20 protein-coding genes are annotated in these 19,171 nt (G+C 31.3%); 13 read left to right on the top strand and 7 right to left on the bottom strand.

The window, feature by feature from the left end; all coding sequences use genetic code 11:
• Positions 1-266: 266 nt before the first annotated feature.
• Together ACJBCC_RS13720 and ACJBCC_RS13715 are read left to right on the top strand one after the other, a co-directional pair.
• Positions 267-1,907 (top strand): T9SS type A sorting domain-containing protein, encoded by a 1,641-nt coding sequence (locus tag ACJBCC_RS13720; RefSeq protein ID WP_299100042.1) that lies wholly within the window; start codon positions 267-269, stop codon positions 1,905-1,907.
• 186 nt (positions 1,908-2,093) lie between these two features.
• Positions 2,094-2,879: a tRNA pseudouridine synthase A gene (locus ACJBCC_RS13715; RefSeq protein WP_407557497.1), complete on the top strand. Its 786-nt coding sequence runs from the start codon at positions 2,094-2,096 to the stop codon at positions 2,877-2,879.
• Between the two features lie 70 nt (positions 2,880-2,949).
• Here the strand turns inward: ACJBCC_RS13715 and ACJBCC_RS13710 are convergent, their stop codons facing one another.
• Both ACJBCC_RS13710 and ACJBCC_RS13705 read right to left on the bottom strand, forming a co-directional pair.
• On the bottom strand, positions 2,950-3,363 hold the full coding sequence (locus tag ACJBCC_RS13710; protein WP_407557496.1) for a hypothetical protein: 414 nt from the start codon (positions 3,361-3,363) through the stop codon (positions 2,950-2,952).
• Positions 3,364-3,499: 136 nt separating this feature from the next.
• Positions 3,500-3,721, bottom strand: coding sequence for a hypothetical protein (locus ACJBCC_RS13705; protein WP_299100035.1), 222 nt, complete (start codon positions 3,719-3,721; stop codon positions 3,500-3,502).
• A gap of 296 nt (positions 3,722-4,017) precedes the next feature.
• On the opposite strand from ACJBCC_RS13705, the gene ACJBCC_RS13700 reads away from it, so the two are divergent.
• The 3 genes from ACJBCC_RS13700 (at position 4,018) to ACJBCC_RS13690 (ending at position 5,993) form a co-directional block, all read left to right on the top strand.
• Complete coding sequence (locus ACJBCC_RS13700) at positions 4,018-4,926, top strand: mechanosensitive ion channel family protein (RefSeq protein ID WP_407557495.1); 909 nt, start codon at positions 4,018-4,020, stop codon at positions 4,924-4,926.
• Between the two features lie 111 nt (positions 4,927-5,037).
• Positions 5,038-5,223: a hypothetical protein gene (locus ACJBCC_RS13695; protein WP_407557494.1), complete on the top strand. Its 186-nt coding sequence runs from the start codon at positions 5,038-5,040 to the stop codon at positions 5,221-5,223.
• A gap of 92 nt (positions 5,224-5,315) precedes the next feature.
• Positions 5,316-5,993 carry a DUF2461 domain-containing protein gene (locus ACJBCC_RS13690; RefSeq protein ID WP_407557493.1) on the top strand — a complete coding sequence of 226 codons (678 nt, stop codon included), beginning with the start codon at positions 5,316-5,318 and terminating at the stop codon, positions 5,991-5,993.
• 5 nt (positions 5,994-5,998) lie between these two features.
• Here the strand turns inward: ACJBCC_RS13690 and ACJBCC_RS13685 are convergent, their stop codons facing one another.
• Complete coding sequence (locus ACJBCC_RS13685; RefSeq protein ID WP_407557492.1) at positions 5,999-6,415, bottom strand: glyoxalase; 417 nt, start codon at positions 6,413-6,415, stop codon at positions 5,999-6,001.
• A 199-nt stretch (positions 6,416-6,614) separates the two neighbouring features.
• Here ACJBCC_RS13685 and ACJBCC_RS13680 point away from each other — a divergent pair, with 199 nt between their 5' ends.
• Positions 6,615-7,007 (top strand): acyl-CoA thioesterase, encoded by a 393-nt coding sequence (locus tag ACJBCC_RS13680; RefSeq protein ID WP_407557491.1) that lies wholly within the window; start codon positions 6,615-6,617, stop codon positions 7,005-7,007.
• A 2-nt stretch (positions 7,008-7,009) separates the two neighbouring features.
• Here the strand turns inward: ACJBCC_RS13680 and ACJBCC_RS13675 are convergent, their stop codons facing one another.
• Together ACJBCC_RS13675 and ACJBCC_RS13670 are read right to left on the bottom strand one after the other, a co-directional pair.
• Complete coding sequence (locus tag ACJBCC_RS13675; protein ID WP_299100023.1) at positions 7,010-8,242, bottom strand: mechanosensitive ion channel family protein; 1,233 nt, start codon at positions 8,240-8,242, stop codon at positions 7,010-7,012.
• A complete protein-coding gene (locus tag ACJBCC_RS13670; RefSeq protein WP_299100020.1) occupies positions 8,235-8,531 on the bottom strand; it encodes a DUF3817 domain-containing protein in 297 nt (98 codons plus the stop codon). The genes ACJBCC_RS13675 and ACJBCC_RS13670 overlap by 8 nt, the downstream gene beginning before the upstream one ends.
• Before the next feature lie 135 nt (positions 8,532-8,666).
• Between ACJBCC_RS13670 and ACJBCC_RS13665 the strand changes: the two genes are divergently transcribed.
• From ACJBCC_RS13665 to ACJBCC_RS13645, 5 genes are all read left to right on the top strand, one after another.
• The gene (locus ACJBCC_RS13665; RefSeq protein ID WP_299100017.1) at positions 8,667-11,138 is read left to right on the top strand and encodes a zinc-dependent metalloprotease; all 2,472 of its coding nucleotides are present in this window, start codon (positions 8,667-8,669) and stop codon (positions 11,136-11,138) included.
• Between the two features lie 2 nt (positions 11,139-11,140).
• Positions 11,141-11,602, top strand: a complete 462-nt coding sequence (locus tag ACJBCC_RS13660) for a hypothetical protein (RefSeq protein WP_407557490.1) — start codon at positions 11,141-11,143, stop codon at positions 11,600-11,602.
• Between the two features lie 237 nt (positions 11,603-11,839).
• Positions 11,840-12,298, top strand: coding sequence for a cold-shock protein (locus ACJBCC_RS13655; RefSeq protein ID WP_194241988.1), 459 nt, complete (start codon positions 11,840-11,842; stop codon positions 12,296-12,298).
• A gap of 177 nt (positions 12,299-12,475) precedes the next feature.
• Positions 12,476-13,054, top strand: a complete 579-nt coding sequence (locus tag ACJBCC_RS13650; RefSeq protein ID WP_299100013.1) for a fasciclin domain-containing protein — start codon at positions 12,476-12,478, stop codon at positions 13,052-13,054.
• A 120-nt stretch (positions 13,055-13,174) separates the two neighbouring features.
• Positions 13,175-13,645: a GyrI-like domain-containing protein gene (locus ACJBCC_RS13645; RefSeq protein WP_299100011.1), complete on the top strand. Its 471-nt coding sequence runs from the start codon at positions 13,175-13,177 to the stop codon at positions 13,643-13,645.
• A gap of 3 nt (positions 13,646-13,648) precedes the next feature.
• Here ACJBCC_RS13645 and ACJBCC_RS13640 read toward each other — a convergent pair whose 3' ends face one another.
• Both ACJBCC_RS13640 and ACJBCC_RS13635 read right to left on the bottom strand, forming a co-directional pair.
• Positions 13,649-15,883 carry a type IA DNA topoisomerase gene (locus tag ACJBCC_RS13640; protein ID WP_299100009.1) on the bottom strand — a complete coding sequence of 745 codons (2,235 nt, stop codon included), beginning with the start codon at positions 15,881-15,883 and terminating at the stop codon, positions 13,649-13,651.
• 59 nt (positions 15,884-15,942) lie between these two features.
• A complete protein-coding gene (locus ACJBCC_RS13635; RefSeq protein ID WP_299100007.1) occupies positions 15,943-16,872 on the bottom strand; it encodes a peptidoglycan DD-metalloendopeptidase family protein in 930 nt (309 codons plus the stop codon).
• Positions 16,873-17,076: 204 nt separating this feature from the next.
• Here ACJBCC_RS13635 and ACJBCC_RS13630 point away from each other — a divergent pair, with 204 nt between their 5' ends.
• Both ACJBCC_RS13630 and ACJBCC_RS13625 read left to right on the top strand, forming a co-directional pair.
• Complete coding sequence (locus ACJBCC_RS13630) at positions 17,077-18,633, top strand: DEAD/DEAH box helicase (protein WP_299100005.1); 1,557 nt, start codon at positions 17,077-17,079, stop codon at positions 18,631-18,633.
• Between the two features lie 86 nt (positions 18,634-18,719).
• The gene (locus ACJBCC_RS13625; protein WP_299100003.1) at positions 18,720-19,169 is read left to right on the top strand and encodes a KTSC domain-containing protein; all 450 of its coding nucleotides are present in this window, start codon (positions 18,720-18,722) and stop codon (positions 19,167-19,169) included.
• Positions 19,170-19,171 lie beyond the last annotated feature (2 nt).

Raw genomic sequence — 19,171 nt, 5'->3', positions numbered from 1 at the left:
AATGGCGTTTTTTAGTGGTTTGGATCCTTTTTAAGTACTGCATATTGGCTACTAAGCAGACAATCCATTAAGTCGTGGACTTCATCGATGAACTACTTTTTTAGACGTTTAACCGTTTATCGAACAAATATACCTTTTGTCGGATTTTTGTATCTTTAATCGATTAAATAATTTTTTTAATCGATTTTTTTTGCGTTTAATCGATTGTATGTGAATGTTTTATAATTTTGAACCAGAAATTTAACCTAACTTAAATATCAAATATTATGAAATTCAAAAAAATTACTTTACTTGCGTTATTAACCCTTTCTTTAACAAATCTTATTGGTGCTCAAACTGATTATACTTATATCGATGGTATTAGGAGTCCTTCAGGTGTTATTACATCAATAGATAATTTAATCATTCAGTCTGGTACTTTAAATATAAATACTAATATGACTGTTGCAACCATTACTGTAAAACCAGGATCTATTTTAACTGTAGAGACAGGAGTTACTTTAACAGCCACTTTAATAGATCTTGAATCTACATCATCATCATATTCTAGTTTTTTATGTGAAGGAACTTACATTGGTTTAGCTAACTACCATAGACATACAGAACAAATTGGTACTAATGATTTAATCTCAGCACCAGTTTCGGGTCAAGCCTTTGCAGCTTTTGCTACTGTTAATACGAACTTAGCATCTTCAGGAAACCTTAGAGCTTTTGGACCTTTTGATACGTCTTTAGGATCTTATATTAATTATGATGTCTTAGGTAATGCTACCACTTTTATAAGTGCAGGACAAGGATATAGAGCTGCGACAACTGATGGCGCTGGATTAACCTTTACTGGTACGGTTGAAACTGGTGATGTTTTAGGAATTCCTATTTCTGATGGAGCCTTTGGAGCTCAGTGGAATTTAATAGGAAACCCTTATCCTTCTTACATTGATTTCGAAGCGTTCTTTGATCATAATAAAACTCAGTTTCAGACAGGTGCTTATCAAGCTATATATGGTTACGATGGTGATGCCTCAGACGGATGGGTAATTTGGAACCAAGCAGTTATTGATTCTCCTATAACAACAGAAAAATTAGCTCCAGGTCAAGCGTTTTTTGTAAAGTCTAAAATGGGAGGAGGATCAGTTGATTTTACAGCTTCTATGCGTACTACTGGAACTTCAGATGATTTCATCGCAGGAAGATCAGAAACAACTTCACCTCACCATGGATATATTAAATTAAATTCTAGTTCTGATGGTTCTAATTTTAGTACCGATATATACTTCAATAGTAATGCAACAAGCAGCTTTGATCCAGGATATGATACAGGTCTTTATGGACAAACGGCTCCAGAATTTTCAATATACTCTAATTTAGTTGAAGAGAATACAGGTGTAGCTCTTGCTATTCAGGCATTAAATCCAGATTCTATGTATGATGCTGTAGTGCCATTAGGTGTTAATGCTTTACAAGGTCAATTAGTTACTATTAGTATTTTAGATACTGATATGCCAGATAATGTAGAAATCTATTTAGAAGATACATTAAATAATACGTCAACATTATTAAATACAAATGATTTTGTTTTCACTCCAGAATCAGATATTTCAGGAACAGGTCGTTTTTATCTTAACTATACTACTAACGCATTGAGTGTAGTGGATTCAGAATTAGAAGCGATTAGTATTATTTCTAATAATAATAATGAAACAATTGAGATAAAAGGACAGTTATATAGTGATACAAAAGCCGAATTATATGATACAAATGGTCGTTTAATATTAGAAAGCGCCTTAAATTCAAAAAGTACAACTCAAATTTTAGATGTTAAATATTTAACTCCAGGAGTTTATATCCTTGCATTAAATGGAAATAAAGCAAATGAAAAGAGAGTAGAAAAATTAATTATAAATTAAATGATTTTATTGATTGTTAGTTAAGTTGTTGTTTATTTAATAGCTACCATAATCGATGCCCTAACCCAGATTATGGTAGTTTTTAAAAAAAATGAATAGAGTTATCTCTGTTCATTTTTTTGTTTTTTACAATTTTAAAATTCAGAATACTTTTGGAATTTAATTTAAAATAACGTTCTTGTTAAGATGTTTGATAAACGTTATTATTACCTCATTAAAATTCAATATCTAGGTTATCGTTTTCATGGTTGGCAAAAACAACCTGATGTAAAAACGGTTCATTTAATGATAGATCGTACTTTAAAGTACATTCTTAAAGATATAAAATTTAAAACATTAGGCGCTGGGAGAACAGATGCTATGGTTTCTGCAAATGAAGCGGCATTAGAATTGTTTATATATAATCAACCTATTCTAGATTTTGTAGAATTCTTAGATCTATTTAATCATAATTTGCCTCAAGATATTAGAGCTTTATCCATTAAAGAAGTTGATAATAAATTTAATGTTATTCAAGATTCAAAGTTAAAAGAATATCACTACGTATTTTCTGAAGGTAGAAAAAACCACCCATTTTGTGCACCAATATTAACAACAATATTAGAACCTCTAGATGTTGATTTAATGAAGAAAGGAGCAAATCTATTTGAAGGTTCTCATAATTTTAAAACCTACTGTTATAGAGCAACAGATAAAGGAGAGTACTATAGAGCAATCGAGGTTTCAGAAATTGTTGACAATACAATCTATAAGGCTAATTTCTTCCCAGAATCATCATATGTTTTTAAAGTTGTTGGAAAAGGCTTTATGAGAAATCAGATACGATTAATGTTTGGTTGCCTTATTAAATTGGGCCGAGGAGAAGTTACATTAGATTATATTGAATCTACCCTAAAGCCAGATAGTACAGAGGTTATGGACTACATAGCTCCCGCATCAGGTTTAATTTTACATTCTGTAGAATTTCAATAAATGTGTAATCACAAAAAAAGGTACTAGATTTACATCTAATACCTTTTTTTAATTGGTTGATTATTAAATTTCAATTAACCCATTGCTTTTTTATTGCAAGCTTTGCAAACCATATTAAAAATATACATACTACGATTACCATAATAGGCATAATAATAGTGACTCCAGTCATATCAACAGTTGCAAATAAATAAACATGTTGAGTTATCGCACCTAACGCCGAAATAATAAAAAGCACATGTGCCCATTTTTTTCTAATTAATAAGGCAATACAGCCTAAAAAACCACAAAAAACAGCCAACGCAAACGCTGCCGTATACCAAGTAGGATATTCAATTAAATATTCTGCTTGTTGATCTGTTGGTAACTGAGCAATCATTTCATCAGTAACAAATGCTCTTGCTAAGTAAGCCATAACACCAGCACCATTCCAAAATAATGCTAATACACTCACTATCCAATACCAAATTGGAGGTTTGTTCATAGAGTTAATCATAATAGAGTTAATTAATTAGTTAGTTATTAGTGAAATTTCACACCATATCAATTAACAATTTATGAAAAAAATTGTAAAACTATGAATTGCAATATGTAATTAATTTATAATAAGGTTAAAAAGTTTAACCTACAACATGAAGCTTTGGCTCTTTGTTTACAAATTTTCCGTCAACAGATTCACCTAAGATTAGTACCTCTTTAGAACGTTCGTACATTTTAATTGCACGATGCATCTGTAATTTAGTACCACTGTATAGTTTAACACCTGATCTTGAGCCTTTATTTCTAATTTCAATATAGTAACCGTCCTTTAGTTTAGTTGGTCTTGTTGCTGGTCTACCCATAAATATTATATATGTTTTTAAAAGTAGTGCATAATAGCAAAAAATCTCACAACTCACAAGTTTATTATTGAACAATTGTCAACCACTTATCCACTATTAGTTTATCTCACTTATTTTAAATGTTTTCAGGGATTATTGTTTTGAGTTAAGACTTATTGCATTAGAGCAAATCATATCAAACAAGGAATTGCACCTTTGTATTAAACCAATAATATTGGTCCAAATTGAGGCAGTTTTAAGATCTACGTCTATATCCATGTTTCTATTACATTAATATTTTAAAAACATTTAAATAAATGAAAGAGCAATTTAATACAGCGTTAGGAAATTTATATGAAAAATTAATCGGTTGGTTCAATGCCATTATTGAAAGCATACCGAATATGATACTAGCAATTGTCGTTATGGTTGCTGCATATTATGCGGCCAAATACGTCAGTAAGTTAGTAACTAAACTTATTGATAAAAGGGTGGAGCAAAAATCAATTAAAGGAGCAATATCTAGAGTCAGTGCAGTAATTGTGGTAGCACTTGGTTTATTCATGGCATTAGGAGTTCTAAATCTAGGAAAAGCTTTAACGTCATTACTTGCAGGTGCTGGTGTAGTTGGTTTAGCTATAGGTTTGGCACTTCAAGGCACACTTGCAAACACATTTGCAGGTTTAATTCTGTCTTTTAGAAAGAAAATACAAATAGGACATTGGGTAGAGACTACAGGGTATTCTGGAGAAGTGATGGATATAAATCTTAAAGATTTTACACTTAAAGAAGCAGATAACAACATTGTGATTATACCAAATAAGACAATTTTAGATAATCCACTAAAAAATTACTCACTTACCACAAAAATGAGAGTATTTATAGAATGTGGTGTAGGTTATGAATCTGATTTAGAAAAAGTAGAACAATTAACAAAAGATGTTATTGCCAACACTTTCGATCAAGTTAAATCAGCTGATGATGTAGAGTTTTATTACACAGAGTTTGGTGGAAGTTCTATTAATTACTTATGTCGATTCTGGATTGATGCAGAAAGTATGCTAGAGAAAATGAGAGCAAAAACAAAAGCCATTATTGAAATAAAGAAAGCTTACGATAAGGAAGATATCAATATTCCATTCCCTATAAGAACATTACAGTTCGATAATAAGTTAGATGTTAAAGCCTCAAATTTAAAAGAAGCATTCGCTAATAATCAAAACTAATAATCTGTTTTTGCTTAATGTGATACAAGTTAATATAATACTCATAAGAGCAAACGCAACAATAATATCAATGCGATATTTGTAATATAATAATCATTAAAACAATTCAATATGAAAAAATTAAGTTATTTATTTATAGCCTTATTCAGTTTAAGTTTATTAACTACAAGCTGCAGAGAGCAAAAAAGTACAGGAGAAAAAATTGAGGACGCTGTAGAAGATACAGGTGATGCTATGGAAGATGCAGCAGAGGATGTTTCAGATGAAGTAGAAGATGCTGTAGACGATAATAAATAATAGTGTCTATTAAATACTAAAATTAAAAAGCCATCATTTCGATGGCTTTTTATATTTTTATAAAAATTAGATTATCAAATTTCAGATATATTATGAGTTATACAATACCTAAAGACGTCCTTAATTTTTTTAAAAAACTCGAAAAAAATAACGACCGTGAATGGTTTAATGATAATAAGCCCGAGTTTAAAACTATTGAGGCCAAAATGAAAACCATTTATAATCATCTGGGCGACTTAATGAATACTCATGATCAGATTGAAAAGATTAAAATCTTTAGGATATATAGAGATGTGCGTTTCTCAAAGAATAAATTGCCATATAAAACTCACTTTAGCGGCTCATTTGCGAGAAAAAAACCTGAATTAAGAGGTGGCTATTATTTACATATTCAGCCTAATAACGAATCGTTTATAGCAACAGGTTTTTGGCAACCTAGTAAAGAAGATTTATTAAGAATTAGAAAAGAGTTTGAAATGGACGACAGTGAGATGCGAGACATTCTAAACAACAAAACCTTTAAATCAACTTGGGGGAATTTTGTGGGTGAGGAATTAAAAACAGCACCTAAAGGCTTCAATAAAGAACATTCTGCAATAGATCTAATACGTAAGAAGCAATTTATATTTACCAAAAACTACACAGATAAGGAAGTATTAGCAGATGGTTTTATTGAAGAAGTCAATGAATCTTTTAAGAACATAAGACCATTTTTTGATTATATGAGTGATGTACTTACCACCAACCTTAATGGAGAATCATTACTCTAAACAAATTATAAGTTTTGAAGCACTTCTTCAGAATTAAAAAGCTGAACACTTTGTATTAAACGTTCCTTTATAATATTCGTCATTCGTTTATTAAGGGCAGATGAGTTTTTAATGTATTCCTCATATTCATCAACCGTAAACTGACCTATAACCATTCCTTTTAAAGAATTTCTAAATTTTATGTCTTTTTTAATGGCATTAGAAATGTAATTCAGTTGTTTATCTAAATTTAAATCTAAGAAAACATTCTTATGTTTTCTGATATAGTTTTTAAACACAGCTATTAATAAATCATGTTGTAATTTTATTATTGGTCTTAAAGTTTTATTCTGAAAGGACTCTTCTGCACTCGTAGTTTCATAGACTTTAGCAGATAATATTTGTGGTCTTATAGAGAGTAGGTTGTTCAATCTTGAAGCCATATTGAAAACATTAAGGATTAATACTCAACTAAATTAAGTAATTAAGATACCGCTAAATTTAGAATAGCAGTTTCTTGTTAACGCTGTTATTAACAATGTGCATTTTAGTATCTAAAAAACGAATGAAGATTTGAAGAAAATTGTTACTTGAAGCTTTACCTTTATAGTATAATTATAACAAAAAAAATAAAACATACATATGAGATTTCATACTAGAAAATGGGTCAAACCCGAAGATTTAAATCCAAATGGTTCCTTGTTTGGAGGACAACTTTTGGCTTGGATAGACGAAGAAGCTGCACTTTATACGATAATACAATTCGAAAATTCAAAAATTGTTACCAAATTCATATCCGAAATTAATTTTATGAGTTCTGCTGTACAAGGAGATATTGTTGAGCTAGGAATTGAAGTAATTAAGTTTGGCAAATCATCAATTACATTAAAATGTGAAGCTAGAAATAAGATGACAAGAGAGACAATTCTAACTGTAGATAATATAGTTATGGTAAACTTAGGAAAGGATGGCAAACCTAAGCCACATGGAAAAACTGAAATTGAATTTGTAAAAGATAGATTAGCCGATAAATAAACTTATTTACTTAAGGCCAACTCGTAAATTTCTAAATCAAAATACTTAACAGCCGCTAAAACGTGATCAAAAATATCACCTATTATAAACTCATAGTTTTCCCAACGTTGATCTTTACTAAAACAATAGATTTCCATTGGGATGCCTTGAGCAGTAGGCTCTAACTGACGTACCATCAATGTCATATTTTCATTGATAGCAGAATGGTTTTCTACGTAAGTTTGAAGATATTTTCTAAACACACCAAAATTGGTAAGATTAACTCCGTTGATCAAAACAGATTTATCTGCGCCATGTTCAGTATTATATTCAATGATTTCTTTTGATTTATTTTCTATATAATCGGAAACTAACTGAATTTTTTTAAGTTTTTCAATGTCTTCAGCATTCAAAAATTTAATCGTAGAAACTTTAATAATTACAGACCTCTTAATTCTACGACCACCAGAATCTTTCATGCCTCGCCAGTTTTTAAACGAATCAGAAATCAACGCATAGGTTGGAATGGTGGTAATAGTCATATCCCAATTCTGAACCTTTACTGTTGCTAAATTTATTTCGGTAACACCACCATCAGCGCCATATTTTTCAAAAGTAATCCAGTCGCCAATGCGTACCATATCGTTTATAGAGACTTGTATACTTGCTACAAATCCTAAAATGGTATCTTTAAAAATAAGGATAATTATCGCTGATGCTGCACCTAAAGTCGTGGCAAATTTTATAAATGAAATTCCGGTTAAAATAGCTATTGCAGAAAAACCTCCAATGAGCCAAGCAAAGATCATAAAGACTTGTATATAGCTATCTATAGGTTTGTCTTTATAACTGGATTTTGTTTTGAGGTAATCTTTTATAGATTTTAAAAAACTTCTAATAATACTTAAAGTAAGTACAATACCAATGACTCTAAGTGTTTTACTTATAAATGTTTCTGCGTATTCAAAATCTGAAAAAATTTGTGGTACAAATTCTATTAAAATAATAAGAGGCACAATGTGAGCTATATTTCTTGGCAACCTATTATCTACTAAAATATTATCGAAATTAGTTTTGGTACGTGCAGCTACTGCCGAAGAAAAACGCCAAAGTAAACGCTTTGTAATATAGTCTACTACAAATGCTATTATTAATACTGCCAACAATAATGCTAACATATTTATAAAAATAGCGGTTTCTACAGAGAGACCATTATCTATTAAAATATCGTATACAATGTGTCTAATATTAAGCACGACTCGTCTTATTTAAATATTTTTTTTCAATATAAAATGTACCAAAAGGTAGTATAGATGCAATTAATACAATCCATAAGGTACGTGTTGTCCATTTCATATCAGAACTAATTAGTACTGCCATGACAACGTAAATCATAAACAAGATACCATGAGGCATTCCTAACATTTTTACGTACTGAGGATCATCATAAAACCATTTTAAAGGAGACGCAATAAATAATAATAAGATATAAGATATACCTTCTAATAACGCAACAATTCTAAAAATAGGTAAGACTTTTAACATGGTTTAAATTTTGCTGCAAAAGTACTGTAGTTTGAAGAGATAAGAGTAGAATTTAACAGCTTTTAAGATTTTTTTTATAACTATAATTCTTTAAGTATCTTTAGCAAAATGATTCTTTAAAACACGTAACAATTCATGAAAAAAATCTTGACATTAGCTCTTAGTTCTCTAATTGTACTTTCTTGTGCCACTGCACAATCTACGGCTAAAAAGAAAAGTAATTCTAATACAACGCAAACCAAACCTCCATCAACTAAAAAGAAATCTGGTAAAATAAAAGCTTATAGCCAAGTAATTACTAAAGATGCAATAACCGATAAGGGATTATTTGATGTGCATTTAGTAGGCGAGAAGTATTTCTTTGAAATTCCAATGGAATATCTAAATACAGATATGTTGTTAGTGAGTCGTTTTGCCAAATTACCGTCTAACTTAGGAGGTGGTTATGTAAACGCTGGTACAAAAACTAATACAAGATTGATAAATTGGGAACGTTTTAAATCTAAAATACTAATTAAAGAGAAATCTTCAAGTGCAGTTGCATCAGATAGTTTACCAATTAATGTGTCTGTTAAGGCTAATAATTATGAGCCTACTTTATACGCTTTTGATATCGCAGCCTTTTCAAACGATTCAACATCAGTAGTTATTGATGTAACTAAATTTTATGGATCTGATGTAAAGTCCATAAGTGGTATGTCATCGCGACTGCGATCTGCCTATAAAGTTAAAAATTTAGATAAGAGTAGAAGCTTCATAAATTCTGTCAAAAGTTTTCCTGAAAACATAGAAGTTGTACAAGATTTCACATACAACGCGGTTAATCCTCCTGTAAATACAGGAGACGAAACGATTAGTGTACAAATGAATCAGTCGATGATTTTATTGCCTAAAATACCAATGCAACCTAGACATTTTGATGAACGTGTAGGTTGGTTTACGTTAAGTAAATACGATTATAGTAGTGAAGAATTAAAAGCTGACCAAAAAACTTATTTGAGACGCTGGAAACTTATACCAAAAGACATAGAAGCTTATAATAGAGGAGAGCTAGTTGAGCCAATAAAGCCTATAGTTTATTATTTAGATCCTGCAACACCAATGAAATTTAGATCTTATATGAAAGATGGTATAGAGCTTTGGCAACAAGCTTTTGAAGCTGCAGGTTTTAAGAATGCTATTATAGCTAAAGATCCACCAACTAAAGAAGAAGATCCAGATTTTAGCCCAGAGGATATTAGATACTCAGTAGTAAGATATGTTGCTAGTACTACAAGAAATGCTACAGGACCAAGTGTTTCAGATCCGCGAAGTGGCGAAATAATTGAAAGTGATATTATTTGGTACCATAATCATTTACGCTCTTATCGTAATCGTTATTTATTAGAAACAGGTGCAGCAAATCCTTCTGCAAGAACGTTAAATACACCAGATGAAGAAATTGGAGAAATGATGAAAATGGTAATTGCACATGAAGTCGGTCACACTTTAGGTCTGCCACATAACATGAGTGCAAGCTACGCTTATGATGTAGAGAGCTATAGAGATGGTGCTTTTACGCAAAAGAACGGAATTGCTGCGACTATAATGGATTACGCACGTTACAATTACATAGCGCAACCAGGTGATGAAAACATAAGGTTTGTTAGGCAGTTAGGACCTTATGATAATTATGCTATTAATTATGGATATAGATATATAGATGCATCAAAATCTGCAGATGATGAAAAAGAAACTTTAAATAAATGGATTATAGAGAAAGCAAATGATCCAATTTATAAATTTGGTAAGCAGAGTAGTCGTTTTGATCCAACAGCACAGACTGAAGATATAGGAAATAACAGCATATTAGCTAGTACTTATGGAATAAAAAACCTAAAAATTGTTGCTGAAAATTTACCGTCTTGGACAAGTGATAAAACTGATAACTATGAAGACTTAGAAGAACTTTACGGCGAATTGTTAAGTGTTTGGAGCCGTTATATTGGCCATGTCGTAACACACGTTGGTGGTGTTGTGGAAGATACAAAAAATCCATCGCAAGACGGTTTGGTTTATAATCCGGTAGATAAGGCTTATCAGAAATCTGCTATTCAATGGTTACATAAAAATGCTTTTGAAACACCAACATTTTTGATTGATAAAAGTATTCTTCAAAACATTGATTACGCGAGTTACACAGAAAAAATTAGACGTTACCAAGCCAGGCACTTAAATAACTTACTGAGTTTTGAACGTTTAGGACGTCTTATAGATCATGACGCATTAGATTCAAAAAACTATTCAGCATTAGAAATGCTTAGAGATTTAAGAAAAGGGATATGGTCTGAGACCAATTCTGGTAAAAATGTTTCAGTATTTAGACGTAACTTGCAACGTGTATATTTGGATGCTATGTTTAATTTAATGACAGAAGAATTAGATCCTAGACGAAGCAGACAATATTATAATGTCAATCAATCAGATGTTAGAGCCTTAGTTAGAGGCGAGTTAAATGTTGTTAAGCGCATGTTAACTTCAGCATCAAGAACTAATATTAACACTGAGACACAATATCATTATAAAGACGGTATTGAAAGAATAAATGCAATTTTAGACCCAAAATAATTATGAAAAAGTTAATTTTAATAGCCTTAATATTTAGTTTATCTGCTGGTAGTATTGTTACTGCACAGACTAAACAAACTCAAAAAGAAAGATTTCAACCTATCTATAATATCACGAAGTCTACCATAAAATCAGACAATTATCAATTTGTAGCGAATGTGATCTATAATGATGAAGGCAGAGAGACATTAGATGGTGAGCTTAATAATATTCAAATTAATAAATCATCTGTATCTGGTCGCTTAAATGGTTTTTCAAAAGATAGAATGATTTTATCAATAAATGAGGATAACAGTAAAATTAGCGTAGATTATAATGATGAAAAGCAGGAAGTTTTAATTGATATTGACGCCATATCGCACAAGATTACAATTGAAGTAAAACCCAATGGCAATGCATTTTTGGTCATTACAAAAATGGATGGTAACGAATTAAATTATGGTGGTAAATTAGTTAAGCTTTAATTAAACTAATTATATCAAGTGTAACGTAATAGAAATTCTATTTTGTGTTGAGGACATTTTAATAATTGGTATAGAAATTGTATCTTTGCAACTGTCTTATTGAAGATATACTACAAAAAATAGCTTAATTTATAAGTTATTGTGCTAGATTTTAATACTATTCATTGTTAAGTTAATTAACTTGTTTGCATTACAATATTTTCAAAAGCACACATATATTAATTTTTAAAACTACGAATGGCTAAATCACAACAAACTTTTAGTAAAAGTGAAAAAGAAAAAAAACGATTAAAAAAACGAGAAGACAAGCGCAAGAAAATGGAAGCGCGTAAGCTTCAAAAGGAAGAGAATGGTTCAGGTGGAATTCCACTTGCTTATGTAGATCATAATGGTAATCTTACAGATACTCCACCAGATCCTTCAATGAAAGTAAAGGTTAAAGCCGAAAACATTGTTATTGGAATACCACAAAAAGACGATTCTGATGTAGAAGAATTTGATCCAATTAGAAACGGAAAAGTTTCTTTTTATGATAGTTCTAAAGGATTCGGATTTATAATTGATACAGAAACAAACGAAAAACACTTTACTCACGTTAGTGGTATCATTGACGATATTGCAGAAAACGATAAAGTGACTTTTGAATTAGAAAAAGGACAAAGAGGAATGAATGCCGTACGTGTAAAACAAGCTTAATTCTTTTACTTCTTATAAAATTGAAGGCCATTATCTTAGATAGTGGCTTTTTTTTATGCATTTATATGAATTGTTTATCAAGTACTTAGAGGTGTTTTTAAAAAAATATCGAGTTTTGTAAAACCATACTTCTAATAACTTCGTAAATAGAGTAACAATAAACTTAAAACACATATTATGAAAACTAAAAAAATAATTACTTCAATAGCATTTGCATTTGCTTTAATATTTGGATCTACCGTAATGGCTCAAGATTCTAAAATGGATAAAGACACTAAAATAGTAGGAGGAGCTACTATGTATCCTTCAAAAGATATTGTTTCTAATGCCGTAAACTCTAAAAACCATACAACATTAGTTGCTGCTGTAAAATCTGCGGATTTAGTAGAAACATTACAAGGTGATGGTCCTTTTACTGTTTTTGCACCAACTAATGAAGCTTTCGATAAACTACCAGAAGGAACAGTTGCAACATTACTTAAGCCTGAGAACAAAGAAAGTCTACAAGCTGTATTGAAATACCACGTCATATCAGGGAAATATAGCGCAAAAGATATTATGAAAGCTATAAAAAAAGGAGATGGCAAAGCAACGTTTACAACTGTACAAGGTGGAACGTTAACTGCAATGATGGATGCAAAAAATTTAGTATTAAAAGATGAATCTGGTAACACGTCTATGGTTACAATAAGCGATGTAAATCAGTCAAATGGTGTTATCCACGTTGTAGATACTGTAGTATTACCAGGAATGTAATATATAAATTGGTTAGGGAAGAATTAGCTTTTTTGTTGATTGGTTAGCTAATTCTGGAAAAGCACAAGTTTATACTTGTGCTTTTTTTTATACCTTTAAGTTTCTAATGATAACTAGTAAATGACACCAAAAATAATTTCGATTTCAGAGAAAAAACTAATTGGCAAGAAAAGTACAATGCGTCATGGCGAATACGGAAAAATTATTGCACTTTGGAAACAATTTATGCCTCGGAAAAATGAAATTAAAGCATTAATAAATACAGAATTAATAGCTATTCAAGTATATAGTAATTTTAATGCTATGGATAAACCATTTGAAATAAGAGCTTGTGCCGAAGTTTCTAATTTTGAAAATATACCAACTGAAATGGAAACGTTTACAATACCTAGTGGAGACTATGCTATTTTTCTTCATAAAGGCATTAATGCATCAGAAACCTATCAAAAAATTATGACCGAATGGTTACCGTCTTCTGGTTATAAAATAGATAATAGACCACATTTTCAAGTGATGGGAGCAAAGTACATTAATGGAAGTCCTGATTCTGAAGAAGATTTTTATGTACCAGTAAAATTAGTAATTAATTAAATTCTAAAATCCTACTCTAAAATCACAACCTACTTTATAATTACTGCAACCAAATGCTGTTTTTCCTTTTAGCACTTTCCCTGTTTTACATTTAGGGCATGCATCTCCTGCTTTTAAAACTGCTTTTTTAGTGGTTTGCTTAGGTTCTAATTTTAGTTTAAAATTATCATCAAAGCGTATTAGCCCTTCAACAGATTGATTTTCAACTTTGAAGCCTTTTAAATTTACAGTAGAACCTTTAGTGATTAAACGAATAAATTGCTTTTCAGATATTTTCTTATTTCCGAAACTAAACGGCAATGTAAAATCACAAGATTTACCGTATAAATTACAGCCATAAGCAGATTTTCCTTTTAAAAGTGAGCCAGTTTCACATTTTGGGCAAGCGCTACCAACTAAAGCTGCTGACTTCGGTTTACTTTTAGGTTTAGATTTTCCAACAGGTTTATTATTAACCGCAGAAATTCTAGTTTCTACTTTTTCGCTTCGTACTTCGTAAACTAAGGCATCAACCATACGTTTCATTCCACGAATAAAAGCTGTTGCACTAAATTCACCTTTTTCAATATCCTTTAATTGTTTTTCCCATGAACCCGTTAATTCTGCAGATTTAAGCAGCTCATTTTGTATGGTATCAATGAGTTGGATGCCAGTTATTGTTGGTAGTATCTGTTTCTTATTTCGTTTTATGTATTTACGTCTAAAAAGTGTTTCAATAATATTGGCACGTGTAGACGGACGACCAATACCGTTTTCTTTCATTAAGTCTCTTAACTCGTCATCTTCAACTTGTTTTCCTGCAGTTTCCATAGCACGCAAAAGCGAAGCTTCTGTAAACTGATTAGGTGGCTTAGTTTGTTTTTCTAAAAATGACGGTTCATGTGGTCCTTTTTCACCTTTTTCAAAATTTGGTAATAATTTATCTTTTGATGTGCTGCTGGTTATTCCTTCATCTTTTTTCTCAAAAACAACACGCCAACCCTTAGATATAATCTCTTTTCCTGTGGTTTTAAAATTGACATCTGCTGCTTTACCAATTACCGTTGTATTAGAAACTTTACAATCGTCATAAAAAACAGCAATAAATCGTTTGACTATAATATCATAAACTTGTTGTTCATTATACTGCAGATGTGTTTGCATACCTGTTGGTATAATGGCATGGTGATCTGTTACTTTTTTATCGTTAAATACGCGAGCAGATTTCTTAATCTTCTTACTTAAAACAGGTGCTGTAAGCGTCGCGTAATCCGTTAATTTAGATAAAATGCCTTTTACCTTAGGATACACGTCGTTTGGTAAAAATGTAGTATCAACTCTAGGATAAGTTACTGCTTTTTTCTCGTATAGTTTTTGAGCTATTTTAAGCGTATCATCTGCAGAAAAACCAAACTTGGTGTTGCAATATACTTGTAACCCAGTTAAGTCGAATAATTTAGGTGCATATTCTGTACCTTTCTTTTTGGTTGTAGATACAATTTCAAACTGATCTTCCTTGACTTTATTGGCTAATATTTCGCCATCTTCCATTTTAAGAAAACGACCTTCTTCATAACTAAAAAGTGTGTCTCTATAAAGAGTTTGTAATTCCCAATATGGTTGTGGTACAAAATTCTCAATCTCCTTAAAACGGTTTACAAGCATCGCAAGCGTAGGAGTTTGCACACGACCAACAGAAAGCACTTGTTTATATCCACCATGTTTCACAGTATATAACCTGGTTGCATTGATTCCTAAAAGCCAATCACCAATAGAACGAGAAAAACCAGCGTAATAAAGATTATCGTAATTTTCTGCAGGCTTTAAATTCTTAAAGCCTTCTTTTATTGCTTCAGTGGTTAAAGATGAAATCCATAAGCGTTGTACTTTACCTTTGTAATTCGCCTTATTAATGACCCAACGCTGTATCAATTCTCCCTCTTGGCCAGCATCACCACAATTTATGACTAAGTCGGCTTTATCAAATAAACTTTTTACAATATTAAATTGCTTTTTAATACCATCATTTTTGGCCACCTTAACCTCAAATTTCTCTGGTAACATTGGTAAGTTGTTTAGGTCCCAACTTTTCCAATACGGTTTATAATCTGCTGGTTCGTATAAGGTACAGAGATGTCCAAAAGTATAGGTTACGGCAAAGCCATTGCCTTCAAAGTAACCATCGCGCTTCGTGGTTGCTCCTAAAACAGCTGCAATTTCTCTTGCAACACTTGGTTTTTCGGCTATACAGACTTTCAAATAGATTTCAGTTTAATGACTGCGAAAATACAGAATTTTATAGTTGAATAAGGAATTTATTAGAGTTCTAAAACTAATTTTTGCCCAATCTTTAAGGTTGTATTTTGATTGATAGCATTTGTTTTGCATAGTCTGGAAACAGACATATTATTTCGTCTAGAAATACCATAGAGCGTATCTCCTTTTCTTACCACATAGAACTTAGGCTGTTTAGCTAAACTAGCCATAGCAGCTTCATCTGCAGACTTAATTACTTTAATTTTACTTACGCGTTTTGAATTGTGAAAACGTGCGTGTGTCCATTTTTGTGTTACCCAAACATGCTTAGATCTAATTTTATTATTTGAAGAAAAATCAAATAAATATTCAGGATGGATGGGTTGACCTTTATAACTCAGTTCTAAATGTAAATGGCTTCCCCTTGAATTTCCTGTATTACCACCTTTTCCTAAATATTGTGCTCTCTTTATAGTGTCATTGGCTTTTACTGCAATGTAAGATAAATGCGCATAAGTAGATTCTAATCCATTAAAATGCCTAACAACAACAACGTTTCCGAATCCGTTGGAGTATTTCGCAATTCTCACAATACCATCTAAAATGGAAACTACTGAATCACCAGTCACTAGGTCAATATCAATACCATTATGAGGTCGTCCTCGTCGCCAACCATAATGCGATGTAATGACTTTTTTATGTGAAACAGGTGAAGCATACGTACTATCGGTAAAAAACAACTCTAAAGGAAATTTTTGACCAAAGTCATGATATGGATGATGATCTGTATTATCCCAATGATCTGCTTTTATATCTACTACAGGTTTCGTAGGTTTTACAATTAATGGAATTTCAATAGCTTCCTTAATTACACCTTTTTTGTACTTGCTTGTGTTTAATTCAATCTTTAAAGAAGTAGAAATTGAGTCTTTCTGTGCGTAAATAAATAAGCTAGTACAGACAAAAACAACACAGAAAAAAAGATATTTCATAGAGGGATTAATGATCTAATAATTTTTGAAACGTAAATATATAATAAATATTATTTTCAATATTTAATTTCTAAAATCAGTTATTCAATTTTTATTAAAATTATTCTTTTTTACTTTTACTACGTATCTATAGGATTGATACTTTTTTTGTGAGCGAAAGTGTTGTAAATTTGCAGCTTCAAAAGATAATCCGAAATTATATTTATGTCTCAAACAAATCAAGCTGTTCAAGCAAAAAAAACTGATAAAGAATTATATGACTACCAACAAGGTGCCATAAGTCAGATTTTCGAAAAATTTGATTCCGAACGCGAAGATTATCACTTACTGTATCAATTACCAACAGGTGGTGGAAAAACGGTTATTTTCTCTGAAATGGTGCGTCAATACCTAAAGAATCACAAAAAGAAGGTTTTGATTATGACGCACAGAGTAGAACTTTGTAATCAAACCTCTAAAATGTTAGATGGTTTTGGTGTTACAAACAAAGTGGTTAATAGTAAGGCTAATTTAGATGACCAAGCAGACTATTCTTGTTTTGTGGCCATGGTAGAAACGCTTAACAATAGACTAAACGATAATATGTTAGATATCTCTGACGTTGGTTTAGTTATTATTGATGAAGCCCATTATAATTCTTTTACCAAACTGTTTAAGTTTTTTGAAAAATCCTTTATTCTTGGTGTTACTGCAACACCTTTAAGTTCTAATAAAGAGTTACCTATGAAGGATAACTACGACGAACTTATTACAGGAGAAACAATTGAGAATCTTATCGAGAATGAGTTTTTAGCACGTGCAGAAACGTATGCCTATGATATGGGTTTAACCTCTTTAGAAGTAGGATCTAATGGCGATTATACTGTAAAATCTTCTGAAGATTTATATTCTAGTCCTGCGATGTTGCAAAAGTTGATTGATGCATATAAAAGACATTCGCTAGGTAAAAAGACTTTAATTTTTAATAACGGAATTAACACTTCTATTAGTGTGTATTATGCCTTTAAGGAAGCCGGAATTCCTATTATGCACTTAGATAATACAGCGACTAAAAAACAACGTAAACAAATTTTAGAGTGGTTCCATGAAACGCCAGATGCTATCTTAACCTCAGTAAGTATTTTAACTACAGGTTTTGATGAACCAACCATTGATACTATTATCTTAAACAGAGCTACAAAATCATTGACTCTATATTATCAAATGATTGGTCGTGGTTCTCGTATTCTAAACAACAAATCTAAATTTACAACAATAGATTTAGGAAACAACCTTTACAGATTTGGTCCTTGGGGCGCAGATTTAGATTGGCAACTTATTTTTAAGTCACCAAATTGGTATGCTGATCGTATTAAAGATGATGAGGCTATTGAGTCTAATTTTAAGCACGATTTATCAGAGGAAGTTAAAGAAGAGTTTTCAAAATCTGAAGACACATATTTTGATATTAAACAAACTTATAAGGATGCTGTTGCTAAAGGAGAATCTAGTAAAGTTGTGTTAGAACGTTCTATTGAACATCATGCTAAAATTTGTATTGAAAATAGTGAAGATGTATACGATGCCCTTGCTTTAGCAAAACTTCTTAAGGAAGATATTAATCAACGTATTGAGACCTATGCCAAGTGTATAAGTAGAAGTACTTACAACTTCTTAAAATGGTTGAAGGATGATTATCAAAAGAAGTTAAACTCATATTTAAGGACTAATTTCGATGAAAAATTTGAAGAAATCCACGGGTTTCCTCCAGAGGATGAGTAAACCAAGGACTTTGTAATTAAAGTCATTTAATTGCTTTATGCTTCATAAATTAGCGTAGTTTCGCGCCTCAAATTAAAGCACTAAAAATGAAACGTATTAACCAGTACAAAAAGTTATTTTCAATTGAAGATTCTATTGATTTAAAATCTTTAAAGAAAACGTATAGAAACCTTGTAAAAAAGTGGCATCCAGATAAATTTCAAGATGGAGATGCTGGCCAAGAAGAGGCAGAGCAAAAGAGTGTTGAAATTATCGATGGCTATCATTTTTTAGTGAGTATTGCGCCAGAAACTAAAGCTTTAAATCTTGAAGAATATACCAATACAATAACAAATTCTTCAATTTTAGATTTTCAGCATAAAGGTCAACTTTTAGAAATCACATTTTTAGACGGTTCTACTTATGAGTATTTTGGAGTGCCTAAAGGTGTTTTTATCAAATTTTTAAATTCTGATAAACAAATGCGTTTTGCAAGACGAAGTATTTTTAATTCGTATTTATACAGAAAATCTAAGAGGGAACTTCAAGAAGCATAATA

The sequence above is a fragment of the Winogradskyella sp. 4-2091 genome (genome assembly GCF_045765065.1).
GTDB lineage: Bacteria > Bacteroidota > Bacteroidia > Flavobacteriales > Flavobacteriaceae > Winogradskyella.
The sequence above is the reverse complement of the archived record's forward strand: the minus strand, read 5'-3'. Positions and strand labels throughout refer to the sequence as shown.